Genomic DNA, 11,586 nt, shown 5'->3' on the forward strand with positions numbered 1-11,586 from the left:
AAGGAAAGGAAGTTTTTTAGATGGATCAAATAACAGTAGAAAGGCCAAAACATATTTATGATGGTGAAGGCCCGAAAGTTAAAAAGGCTGCTCGATTAGGCTCTTTTGAGAGAATTTTTGGCAGTTTGGGAATTCCAGTAGTTTTAGGAGGTGAATATGTAAACGTTAATGATACGTGGTTTTTTGTTGATGATCAGGGAAATAAGATTAAAGGATTAAATTTGATTGATGGTAATTTACAGTATTTCGATCAAACCTCAGGCGCACAAATCAAAGGCGAGTATGTAAAAAGCAGTGCAACGACTTTTTATTTTGATAAAAGTTCAGGAAACGCCATTCCGTATATTTTAGAAGAAAATGGTAAAAAAACTGCTTATCAGGCAAATGGTCAACCAGCGGGCTCAGGCTTTTTCACCGATCAAAATAAGATGATTTATTACTTTGATAAGAATGGTTCTTTTGTAACAGGAATGCAAAATATTGATGAAAAAGTTTATTACTTTGACGAGGATGGTTATCTGATTAAAGATCAGATAGAAACAGTCAAAGGTAAAGCATATTATTCTGAAGCTGGAACTGGAAAAGTTAAACGGCTAGTTTCACAGCATATACCAAAGCAGGTTAATTCAAGCAAAGCTGTTAACAGTTTTGCAACTCACAATAATGTAAAAACAAGGAGTATCGAAAGTTTTGAGACGCTAGATGGTTATTTAACTGCCGATTCTTGGTACCGTCCTAAAGAAATATTACTTGGTGGTAAAACTTGGAGAAAATCTAAATCTGAGGATTTCCGGCCACTCCTGATGGCTTGGTGGCCAAGTAAGAGTATTCAGTCAGATTATGTAAACTATATGATTGAACGTGGAATTGTGGAAAGTAATCATGTATTTTCAACAACTGATAGCTGGTTGATACTCAATGGTGCGGTGCAGACTATTCAAATTGCTTTAGAAAAAGACATAACTTTGACAAAGTCTACCAATTGGCTACGACAGTTAATGCATAGTTTTATTAAAACAGAATCAATTTGGAATAAATCAACAGAAGATGTCAGTTCAGATGGATTACAGTCTTTACAAGGTGGATTTTTAGCATACCAGAATAGCCAAAGGACTCCTAAAGCAAACTCTGATTATCGCATTTTAGGCTACGTTCCGTCATATATTAAAGATCATGAAAATAAAGGTTCCGAATTCTTGTTAGCTAATGATATTGATAATTCTAATCCAATTGTTCAAGCAGAAGAGTTGAATTGGATTCATTATTTGATGAACTTTGGTTCAATTACTGCAAATGATTCATCTGCAAATTTTGATGGTATTCGTGTTGATGCTGTCGATAATGTTGATGCAGATCTACTAAGTATTGCAGCTGATTACTTCAAGGATGTTTATCATGTCAATGAAAATGAACAAACAGCGAATGCTCATTTATCAATTTTAGAAGATTGGGGCGGTGATGATCCACAGTATATATATGATCAAGGTGCTAATCAACTAACGATGGATGATTATTTTGTCGGGCAAATGAACTCTTCTCTAGAAAATATGCCAGGTTCGAATGATACAATGGAGCGTTTTTTACAATGGTATTTGATTGACCGTTCTGAAGATAGTACTGATAATACAGCAATTCCGAATTACACATTTGTTAGAGCCCATGATTCTAATTCACAAGATCAAATCCAAACGGCTGTTCAGGCTGCAACTGGTGGTGAATATGGTGATTTTACATGGGATCAACTTGATCAAGGTTTGAAGCTATATTATGAAGACCAAGCATCAACTTCTAAGCAATATAATCGTTATAATATGCCCAGTGCTTATGCACTGCTGCTAACGAATAAAGATACAGTTCCGCGCATCTACTATGGGGATATGTATCTTGAAGGTGGACAATATATGGCTGATAAGACGATTTACTATGATACAATCGCTAACTTATTGACAAGTCGTGTTAAATACGTTGCAGGTGGTCAGACGATGGCGGTTGATAGTAATGATATTTTAACCAGTGTTCGTTTCGGAAAAGGTGCAATGACGGTTGACGACAGGGGTACGGCAGAAACGCGGACGGAAGGTGTCGGAGTCATTGTTAGCAACAATACTAGCCTGAGTTTAAAAGACGACGAACAGGTAGTATTGCATATGGGAGCAGCCCATTGTAATCAAACCTACCGCGCAGCTGTTCTAACTACAACAGACGGAGTTGTTAATTATACTTCTGATGAGGGTGCACCAATTGCATATACTGATGATAATGGGGATTTGATTTTTACAAATCATGATTTACTAGTTAATGGTAAGGATGAGGATAATACAAGTGTTCAAGGTTATGCTAATCCTGAAGTTACAGGTTATTTAGCAGTTTGGGTACCTGTTGGTGCAACAGCTGAGCAAGATGTACGCACGGCGGCAACAACAACGGCGTCAACCGATGGTAAAGTATTTCACTCAAATGCGGCACTAGATTCAAATGTTATTTTTGAAGGATTCTCAAACTTTATTTTCTATCCTGATTCACATGATAATAATACAAATGTAATTATCGCCAAAAATACGTCTTTATTCAAAGCCTTAGGTTTTACAAGTTTTGAATTGGCACCACAATACCGATCAAGTGGTGACAAGACATTCTTGGACTCAAGAATTGATAATGGCTATGCTTTCACTGATCGTTATGATCTCGGTTTTGGAACACCAACAAAATATGGTACAGTAGACGATTTACGAAATGCTATTAAGGCGTTGCATGTGGCCGGTATTCAGGTGATTGCTGATTGGGTACCAGATCAGATTTACAACCTGCCTGTTGAAGAGTTAGTAACAGTTAATCGGACGGATGAAGAAGGAAATCAATTAGCAAACTCGGAGATACATGAGATGCTGTATGTTGCCAATACCATTGGTGGCGGAAAATATCAAAAGAAGTATGGTGGTGAATTCCTAGACTTATTGGAAGTTGAACATCCAGATTTATTTAATAGTGTTCAAGTATCGACAGGTAAAACAATTGATTCAAGTGTCAAAGTTGATCAATGGATGGCAAAATACTTCAATGGGACAAATATTTTAGATCGTGGAATCGGCTATGTTTTACGTAATGACGACAATGAATATTTCTTTGTGGGCGAATCTAATCCAGTCCAACAAAAATTATTGCCAGGTAAACTAGAGATTTAAAATTTAATTGAATAATATGGATTAGTCTTTAAAAAAATAGAAGGATTGGGTCAAAAGTTAATTTAGACCTGACTCTTCTATTGTTTTAATTTCATATAAACATATTCTGTAAATCAGTACAGATGACCTATAAGTTTTTATTAGGTGAGAATATTAAATTAAGAAAAAATCTACAAAAGGTCAAAAACTTTGAATCTTAGAATTGAAAAGGATAGTTTTTGATTCTTTTCAAATATTCTTCCCTTTTGTTGTAGGTTGAATTAGTTACATTACCAAAATTTATCCAGGTTCCTCGTTTAATTCCAAGTTGTTTTAGTGTTTTAGAAATAAAGATTTTCTTGATGCCATTACCCATAAACAGCCTAAAATAAAAAGTAGGAGAAGTAGAAGTCGTTAAGACATAAGCGTGAGATAGGTTGGTTAGACAACCATGTATGCCATATTTAGAAACAGTATGTGAAAGCCCTTCGCCTTCTTTCATAACTTTATCAATAAATCCTTTCAACATTCCAGGGATGCTGTTCCACCAAATTGGTGTTACAAAAATAATGCCTTGTGCATTTTTTAGGAGCTCAAGGTACTGTGCAACTAGGGGGTCATGCGTTCCTCCTGTGTGGAATAAACGAAGTTCTTCTAAATCGTAAAATGGCTGAAAGTTATCTTGGTAAAGATCGATAATTTTATATGGAATCTTTTTTTGCATTAGATTATGTTCAATAGACTCTAAAACAGCGTGATTTAGACTCTTTTGATACGGATGACAGTAGATAATTAGGATATTATTCATCTTTATTTAGCTCCTTTAATTAATTCGGTTAGAGTATGTTCAATTAATGAATCATCTTTGACGACCACATGATTTTTAATCAATATGGCATATCCTTGAATAAATGACCAAATTTGAATAAATAAAGTTTCACTAGTTTCTTGTAAGGCTTCTTGACTAACAAGATCATCAATTAATTTCAGTGTCAGCTTTAACAGTGAAAGAGAACTTTTGTTGCTTGAATAGACTGAATAAGCATTTAGAACCTCTGTATTAAAGAATAAAAAATCAGCCAATTTTGGTTCGCTTATAACAAAGTCGATGAGATTGCTTCCTAAAAGACATAGGGCTTTTTGAGGATGATCCTCTTGTTTAATAATTTGAGGATAGATTTGGCTGTAAACTTGTTGCGATATTCGTTGTGCTGCTTCTAAAAATAAAGAATCTTTATTTTTGAAATGTTTATAAAATGAACCAGTAGTCAGATTCAAAGCTTTTACTACGTTTCGTACCGAGAAATCTTGAATATATTCATAACGTAACTTGTGAATCGCAGTCTCAATAATTTTCTCTTTTGTGTCATTTTTATTCATAAATAAGCTCCTTCTCCCCTCAGGATAACACTGTTACCTTTTGAAGAAAAGACATATCGATAATTACCCTTATATCTTTCGAAAATTCCTTTTTACGTTGAAAGATATGATTATTTATATAGGTGAATGGGGTAGTGGGGATGAAAAAAGTACCTCACAATCATTAGACTCTTTGTCTAACAATTATGAAGCACTTCAGGGTGGGATGGCTTATTTCAATATAAATAAGTATATCTTGGTTGGGAGAATCCTGCCTGCCATTCCTGTTCAACTGCTTTTTGTGCAATGAGATTGAGATAATTAAACGGGCGGCTGTAGTTTGGCTGAAAAAACATATCGACAAATGAAAGATCATCGATAGTGTTCCTGTTTTGAATTGCAACTGAAACAACATTTACTGCCAATGTAATATCATGTTTACTGGCTAACTGCAGTCCTAGTATCTTGCGGTTATCGCGATCATAGACTAAGGTCAACATTACTGGTTCTTTATCAGGCATATATTTTGGACGCCAATTATCGGTATATGAGACACTGAACGCATTCAGTCCCTGTCGTTTGGCATTTGCTAGAGTCAAACCAGTGGTTGCAAAATTATGATCAAATAATTTTAATGCTGATGTAGCTTGTGTACCCATATAGGGTGATGAATGGCCATATATGTTGCGGGCAACTAAAAGCCCCTGTCGGACGGCATTTGTTCCTAAGGGAAAATAGATGTCCTTATTTGTAGGATTGAAATGAGTCACGGTACAATCTCCAGCAGCATAAACATCGGGATCTGAGGTTTGAAGATAACTATTGACTAGGAGGGCACCATGTCTCTCAACTGCTAATTGTCCTGTAAAGAGTCTTGTGTTAGGAACGAACCCTGTACAAACAATGGCCATATCTTCGGTAAAGTTACCATTAGAAGTTATTAGACGAACGGTTGAATCAGATTCATCCGTAAAATCAGAAACATCTGAATTCAAATGAACCGTGATACCATGTTCTTTAAGTAAGTCTGCAATCATATCTGAGGTTTGGATATCGAAGTAATTATTGAGTATTTGTCCCTGTGACTGAAAAATATCGACTTTGTGTCCGTGTCTCTTTGTAACTAGGCTTTCTGCTAGTTCTACTCCAACATAACCCGCACCGACAATTGCGATTTTTTGACTTTCTTGTGTTAATTCGTAGATTTTTTTAGATTGTAGGTAGCTTTTGCATACTAAAACTCTTCGATTATCGATTCCTGTTATTGCGGGTAGACGAACATTGGCACCGGTTGTTACTATCAACTTATCGTAAGTGTCATTAATGATATTTCCCGTATTCATATCTACTGCACGAAGTTGATGCTTTTTGGTATCTACACTCAAAACGTTATGCATTTCTCTGACTGTTGCACCCAGTTGGCGAATTTCTTTAGGAGAAGAGATGAAAATATCTGCTAAATCTTTGACTTGATTTTTTAAATATAAAAAAATACCGTCAGATGAAAATGAAAAATTGTTATTTCTTTCATAGATGGTTAGTGTAGTTTCTGGATGATTTTTTAATATTTCCCTTGCAGCTGCCAGACCGGCGTGGGTACAGCCAATGATTATTACTTTCATTACAATCCCCCCTCGTATTGTATACTATAATTAAGTATAATTTATTATCGTTTTACATTTTAACAATTATTTTTAAAAAATAATAGAAAGACAGCATTAAATAATTGTTTATAAAAATTATTCTTTGGGAAGATGAGGAGTGATCCAAATGTATCGATTTTATGTTCAACCTCAACAAAATGTATATACTCGTTCACTAATTGGTTATGAGATGTTGTTTCGTAAATATGACTGTAACGGATGGCATTTACCCCAAGACTTTGCCTCAATTCCGTTTGAAGAACAAATTAATTTATTAAAAAAAGTGGGAACAGATCTCAAATTGAAGGTCGAGTCTTTGTCTTTTAACCTTAACCGTGAACAATTTACTAGTCAAACGATGACAAACATATTGATTGAGACCCAAAAACAAATTTATCCTGCAACGTTAATCGTTGAATTAACGGAAGATCAAGGAAATCAAAATATTAGGACCGAAGAAATCAAGCAATATGCAAAGCAATATCTTAAGTATGGGATAGAGTTGAGTATAGATGATGTCAGCAGTGGAGACAATATTTACGAAAAAATCGCTCCACTTTTAGATATTACTTCAGAGATTAAGTTTCCAATGCAAAATCTGTGCAGTGAGCACCGAGAATCAGAGATTCCAGGACAGTTGTTGTTTTGGCGGAAAATAGCACGGAATTTTGGGTTAAGATTGATTGTTGAAGGGATTGAGAGTGCAGGGGATGATGAACTATTAAATGAACTAGATCTTCCCTTGCGTCAAGGATATTTTTATGAAAAACCGCATCTTTTCAGATTGATAGGTGATCCCAAATTATAAGTAGCTCTGATGTAAAAATAAAAGTTTCCTAGGAACAGTTTTAGGAGGCCATTATCTACAATAAATACTAAATTTAATATTACTGGTAATCCTTAATATTTCATCAATTTGGTATGTTGTCGTACAGCTTATTTTAATAGTTCTCATCTTTTTTGGATTTCTACTGAAAAAATTATTGCTAAGAACAGATACATAAGAGGACTGAAACATAAAAAAGCCGCAATTATGATAATCGCGACTTTTTTTTATTGAATGGTAATACATCACATGCTAAAAAAACTAGGAATTAAATCTATGGTTACTGCTGGATTAGGCTAAGCATAATAATCAATTATTTCTTTTAGCGTTTTAGCCGCTCCTTTTTTACCAGTACCCTCTTCGTAATATTTGGTAAAACGTTTATCAGAGATATACATGGCTGCCAAATTTCTATGTGCTTCAGGTGAATACTGTTCCTTTGACCAATGCACAAGTAAAAATTCTTTGTGTAAATCAAAAAGACGTTTTGCAGCTGGCAGTTTAAAATCATGTGTACCTACTAATGCCTTAAGTTTTGTTAAAATTTGATTGGTCAATTCCTCAAGATGTATCATATCGGTTTCCGATAGGGAATTAAACTTTCGGTTGCTGTCGTCAATGGTTGTTTCACCGTATTTATTTCGAATTTCTTTACCATATTGTATCTCATTGTCATCAATTGCTTTTGCCTTAAAGGCCGCAAATTTTTCTGTATCACTCATTACGGATGCTCCTTTCATTGTCGCAAGTGTTTCATCTAAATTGACAAGCAAATCTGACAATCGGTGTTGCTCAGCAATAATCTTCTTACGTTGGTCACATAAGGCCTGATATTGTATGGCTCCAGAATCTTCTAAAATTTTTTTAATTTGATTCAGTGGCAAATCGAACAATCTTAAAAACATAATCTTCTGGAGCTGGTTAACTTCAGCTTCATCATAATAACGATAATTGTTTTCTGGATCTCTTCGTGCTTCTAAAAGGCCTTTTTTATCATAGAAGCGCAATGTTCTCGTTGAAATGCCTGCTAGTTTTGCTAATTCTGTTATCGAATAAGTCATGATTGTGTCGCCTCACTTGCAAAATAAAGTATAAACTTTGACGTAGAGTAAAGGTCAAGTACTTACTGCAAAATAATAAAATAAAAATATATGACAATCAAATAACTCCTATGAATAGGTAAGCAATGATTCTCTCCCTGATTTTTTTCTATAGTCGGACATATAGATTTGTTTCCTGTTGTAACAATCCTCCGTCATTAGATTTTAATTATGAAACACAAGGGGTGGAGGTTATATTTCCATTTAAACTCTTTAAATATGACAGTTTAGCAATTTTAAAGGGGTTGGGCCAAAAATGAAATTTTAACCTAGCCCCTCTATTTATTCCGGATAAACGTGTTCCATAAATCAAAATTTTCCGTCTAACCTTGAATCACTCATAGCAAGTTACTCGCTATGTTTGTAATTTCTTGTTAGTACTCAAATTTTACTGACTTATGTCACACTCCCTTTAGTTAATCTTTAATTAATACTATTGTTAATTAAATCGACAACGTTTTCTGGATTATCAACACCTAAAATTAAACGGGTATACTTTTCATTTTTTAACTGAATGACTACTGGTTTATTTCCTCTTTTAATATTAAAAAAGCTTTCTTTTCCAATTTTTTTAAAACTTCCAGACCAATATCCCGGAAGAGTCGTTCCAGGAAATTTTATCCCCTTGCTTTCATTTAAAATCCCTGTATCAATAGAAGCTCCAACTACATTTTGTAAGGAAACTTCTATTCTTTCCTTCAATGAAGCCAATTTATTTATTCCTTGTGGTATTACCAATAATTTGTTATTTTTTATTTCTACTTTATTTTGCATACTAAGCTCCCTTATTCTATTAATCCACTATGTTTTAATAGCTCTAAGCCAATTTTTTCTGCTATTTTTTCGTTTTGATGTTCTACATACCACGCTTGGACAATATCATATACTTTTTTATTTCTAGATGTTACTTCTAGCATTGCTACTATAAGAAGTCCCCATTTTAATTGATTATTACTCCTTTCCAAACTTAATTTGAGCGCGGAAATAAACATACCTTGCTTACTTCCAAATGTTGCATACAAGCTACCTCTAAGTAGCCCCGTACATTCAACAATGTCATCTAGTGATGTTCCATTATAGCCTTTTTTTATAAATATTTGTCCAATCTGAGAAAGAACATCGTCTGTATTAAAGCTTTTTTTTCTTCCCATGAGTGAATTATATATTTATTTGACTAAACGGTCAAGTAAATATATAACCAGTGCATTTTAGGGTCCATAATTACCGAATACTCCTTCAACAACTACGATTAAGTTATTGAAGGGGTATTTATAAAAAGATCCTTTAATTTAATTTGCATAAATTTATTAGGATCAAATATTTCGTTTCATGAATTTAATTGTGATTATGAGACACCAAATTAAGCGAAAAGGCCACTTAAAATATCACCAGACTGTGCAAGTGTAACTTTTTTGTTGAAGCTTTTTAAACTGGATAAAAATTAATGCTAGTGGCTTTCAAAATGTCAATCAAGGAGGATTAGGTAAACAAAATGATTATTATTAAAAAATTTTTTCTACGGTTTCAAAGGAAATCAGTATTTTTTGAATAGATAAATATGATAAACTGTAGCTTATACTTTTATCAGATGTTTATTTTAACTCAAAAGGAGAACGCGATGATGAAAAACTTTCAAAAACCAATCTCAATTCGTATTGCAAAGCGTAATGACATTCCTCGACTAACAGAGATTTACAATCAAGCTATTATGGTAGGAGGAATTACTGCAGATTTGGACCCTGTAAGTATAGATCAGCGTACTAATTGGTTTAATGAGCATAGTGATGATTTACGACATCCAATAATGGTGGCAGTTGATAATAACAATGAAGTTATCGGTTATGGATATTTGAGCTATTATAGGCCAAGACGTGGCGTAAATGAGGTGGCTGAGGTTTCTTATTACTTTGATATTGACTATTTGGGTCGTGGATATGGTTCAGCAATGTTGTCCGAATTAATTTCTTATGCAAAGTCACATAAAATTCGGGTACTTCTGGCGATACTACACAAAAATAATGTTCGTTCTATTGCGCTTCTGAAAAAATTTGGTTTTGAAATATGGGGTGAATTACCACGTATGACACATGACGATCACGATAATTACTACGATCAAGCTATTTTTGGAACTAACCTAGAATAGAAACGGGGCTGGGTCAAAAGTGAAATTTAAACCTATCTCCGCTGCTTATTCCGGATAAATGTGTTCCATAAGTCAAAATTTTCCGTCTAACCTCGAATCACTCACAGCAAATTACTCAAATTTTACCGACTTATGTCACACTCCCTTTTTAGTTATCCATGGTAAACAAAACACAAGTTGGATTAATAGTCTTGTAGTCACCTGACTTACTGATTGGCTAGCTCGGAACACTCAAGTTAAAGTAGGCAATCTCTAGCCTTCCAAAAAAACCCCTAACGACTGTCGCTCCTATCCTAGTATTTGGTACACAAATATTTAGACATTTGTGCCATAATAAAATGACTAGGATAGGAGTTTTTATATGAAACGATATACTGATGATTTTAAAGCCAGCATTATTAAAATGCACACCGAGGAAAAGAGATCAGTTCGTTCTCTTTCAGAAGAATATGCAGTGTCTCCTGCATCAATTCATAACTGGATTAAAGATGCAAAATCTGTTGAACTTGATGATGGAACTGAAGTTACTTCTAAAGAATTTAAAAAATTACAAAAAGAGAACCAACGTCTCAAGGAGGAATTGGAGATTTTAAAAGCTGCGGCGGTGTTACTGGGAAAGCATTAGGGCGAGTTAAAACTCTTGTTTTCGTTAAGATTCAGTTATCCTATCACCGCCTATCCTTAATACTTTCAACTTTAAGATTAGCTCGCAGCACCTATTACCATTGGTTGAACTATCTACCTAGGGGCTGGGCCAAAAGTGAAATTTTAGCCTAGCTCTTCTATTTATTACGGATAAACGTGTTCCATAAGTCAAAATTTTCCGTCTAACCTCGAATTACTCATAGCAAATTACTCACTATGTTCGTAATTTTTTGTTAGTACTCAAATTTTACCGACTTATGTCACACTCCCCATTATTTAAAAGAAATCATTCGAAAAATTTGGGAAGAAAACTATCGCGCTTATGGTTATCCAAAAATCAAACTAGCATTAAATAGACTGGGAATTATAGTTGGTGTCAAACCGATTTTTCGGCTAATGCAAGAAATGAAGATTCACTCTCTCATGTATCGACGTTTTAAAAAGCCTGGTACTCATGTTGATTATTTACAACGTCCCAATCTGATTAAAAACAAGCCAAAAGCTAGTACTTGGCGAGCTGATATTACTTATCTTGATCTACGACCTGGAACTTGGGTATATCTTAGTTCAGTGTATGAGCCAAAGGTTCATAAAATACTAGCATATAAAATAGGACGACAGATGAATGCCAAACTAGTAGTAGATATAGTTGACCAAGCACTTGAACATCATAAAAGGCCAGCATATTTTCATTCAGATATGGGTTCAC

At 34.4% G+C, this 11,586-nt stretch carries 9 protein-coding genes and 2 pseudogenes; 5 read left to right on the forward strand and 6 right to left on the reverse strand.

The window, feature by feature from the left end:
- The first annotated feature begins 20 nt into the window (after positions 1–20).
- The gene (locus GSM_RS14125) at positions 21–3,182 is read left to right on the forward strand and encodes a glycoside hydrolase family 70 protein (RefSeq protein WP_010078043.1); all 3,162 of its coding nucleotides are present in this window, start codon (positions 21–23) and stop codon (positions 3,180–3,182) included.
- Between the two features lie 196 nt (positions 3,183–3,378).
- On the opposite strand, the gene GSM_RS07350 is transcribed toward GSM_RS14125, so the two are convergent.
- From GSM_RS07350 to GSM_RS07360, 3 genes are all read right to left on the reverse strand, one after another.
- Complete coding sequence (locus GSM_RS07350) at positions 3,379–3,969, reverse strand: NAD(P)H-dependent oxidoreductase (RefSeq protein ID WP_010078044.1); 591 nt, start codon at positions 3,967–3,969, stop codon at positions 3,379–3,381.
- 2 nt (positions 3,970–3,971) lie between these two features.
- Complete coding sequence (locus tag GSM_RS14130) at positions 3,972–4,541, reverse strand: TetR/AcrR family transcriptional regulator (protein WP_010078045.1); 570 nt, start codon at positions 4,539–4,541, stop codon at positions 3,972–3,974.
- A gap of 215 nt (positions 4,542–4,756) precedes the next feature.
- Positions 4,757–6,142 (reverse strand): FAD-dependent oxidoreductase, encoded by a 1,386-nt coding sequence (locus GSM_RS07360; RefSeq protein WP_003687188.1) that lies wholly within the window; start codon positions 6,140–6,142, stop codon positions 4,757–4,759.
- Positions 6,143–6,290: 148 nt separating this feature from the next.
- Between GSM_RS07360 and GSM_RS07365 the strand changes: the two genes are divergently transcribed.
- Entirely contained in the window at positions 6,291–6,971 is a 681-nt protein-coding gene (locus GSM_RS07365; protein ID WP_003687185.1) for an EAL domain-containing protein, read from the forward strand.
- 314 nt (positions 6,972–7,285) lie between these two features.
- On the opposite strand, the gene GSM_RS07370 is transcribed toward GSM_RS07365, so the two are convergent.
- From GSM_RS07370 to GSM_RS07380, 3 genes are all read right to left on the reverse strand, one after another.
- On the reverse strand, positions 7,286–8,050 hold the full coding sequence (locus GSM_RS07370) for a MerR family transcriptional regulator (protein WP_003687183.1): 765 nt from the start codon (positions 8,048–8,050) through the stop codon (positions 7,286–7,288).
- A 462-nt stretch (positions 8,051–8,512) separates the two neighbouring features.
- On the reverse strand, positions 8,513–8,863 hold the full coding sequence (locus GSM_RS07375; protein WP_003689561.1) for a hypothetical protein: 351 nt from the start codon (positions 8,861–8,863) through the stop codon (positions 8,513–8,515).
- 11 nt (positions 8,864–8,874) lie between these two features.
- Positions 8,875–9,240: a TetR/AcrR family transcriptional regulator gene (locus GSM_RS07380; protein WP_003689560.1), complete on the reverse strand. Its 366-nt coding sequence runs from the start codon at positions 9,238–9,240 to the stop codon at positions 8,875–8,877.
- Positions 9,241–9,707: 467 nt separating this feature from the next.
- Here GSM_RS07380 and GSM_RS07385 point away from each other — a divergent pair, with 467 nt between their 5' ends.
- From GSM_RS07385 to GSM_RS14135, 3 genes and pseudogenes are all read left to right on the forward strand, one after another.
- The gene (locus GSM_RS07385; RefSeq protein ID WP_235720357.1) at positions 9,708–10,232 is read left to right on the forward strand and encodes a GNAT family N-acetyltransferase; all 525 of its coding nucleotides are present in this window, start codon (positions 9,708–9,710) and stop codon (positions 10,230–10,232) included.
- A 361-nt stretch (positions 10,233–10,593) separates the two neighbouring features.
- A pseudogene (locus tag GSM_RS07390) lies at positions 10,594–10,971 on the forward strand (transposase); the annotation flags it as partial.
- A 179-nt stretch (positions 10,972–11,150) separates the two neighbouring features.
- Positions 11,151–11,586: pseudogene (locus GSM_RS14135) on the forward strand (IS3 family transposase); the annotation flags it as partial.

It is taken from the genome of Liquorilactobacillus mali KCTC 3596 = DSM 20444 (assembly GCF_000260415.1).
Taxonomy (GTDB): Bacteria; Bacillota; Bacilli; order Lactobacillales; family Lactobacillaceae; genus Liquorilactobacillus; species Liquorilactobacillus mali.